Origin of the sequence: Aeromonas sp. Y311-2, assembly GCF_027706025.1 — a bacterium.
In the GTDB taxonomy this organism is placed as follows: Bacteria; Pseudomonadota; Gammaproteobacteria; order Enterobacterales; family Aeromonadaceae; genus Aeromonas; species Aeromonas veronii.
Window position 1 is genome coordinate 1 of the sequence record NZ_JAPDCL010000069.1, and the last position, 888, is coordinate 888.

The 888-nt window shown below is 54.6% G+C and carries 1 protein-coding gene; it reads left to right on the forward strand.

The features are described 5' to 3' along the window. Positions 1-845, forward strand: an 845-nt coding sequence (locus OKC42_RS22640) for an RNA-guided endonuclease InsQ/TnpB family protein (RefSeq protein WP_270820937.1), incomplete at its 5' end; no start/stop codon positions are given. Positions 846-888: the final 43 nt, after the last annotated feature.

The following is an 888-nucleotide window of genomic DNA, read 5'->3' on the forward strand; positions in this document are numbered from 1 at the left end:
ATCAGGCCAATAGCCGTCTGTTCCTGCCTAAGTTGGGTTGGCTACGCTACCGCAACAGTCGGGATGTGCTCGGGGTGATCAAGAACATCACCGTGAGCCAATCAAGCGGTAAGTGGTATGCCGCTATCCAGACCGAGCGAGAGGTTGATGTGCCCGTTCATCAAGGCACAGCTGTTGGCCTCGATATGGGGATTAAACGCTTTGTCACCCTGTCAGATGGCAGCCACAAAGACCCACTTAACAGCTTCAAGGCTCACGAAAAAGCCTTGCGCAAAGCGCAGCAGGCGATGAGCCGCAAAGTCATATTCAGCCGCAATTGGAAGAAAGCGAAAGCCCGTATTCAGCGCATCCAGACTCATATCGGCAGTGCCCGCCGCGACTACTTGCATAAGATCTCGACCGCCATCAGCAAAAACCACGCGCTGGTATGTGTCGAAGATTTGCAGGTGCGAAATATGTCCAAGTCAGCGGCGGGCACAACTGACACGCCTGGGCGCAACGTGCGAGCCAAGTCGGGCCTGAATAAGGCTATTTTAGATCAAGGCTGGGGCGAGTTTCGGCGTCAGCTCGACTACAAGCTGGCTTGGAATGGCGGGCATTTGATAGCGGTGCCGCCGAAGAACACCAGCCGAACGTGCCCATGTTGCGGGCATATCTCGGCTGATAATCGTCAAACACAAGCTACGTTCGAATGTGTGGAGTGTGATTTTAAAGAAAACGCCGATCTAGTCGGCGCGATCAATGTGTTAAGGGCGGGACACGCCCAGTTAGCCTGTGAAGTGAGTGGTGCAATAAGGCCGCCAGCAGCAGGAACCCACCGAAGCGAATTAAGCGTAATCGCCTAACCGCAGTAGGAATCCCCGTCCTTTAGGGCGGGGAGGATGTCAA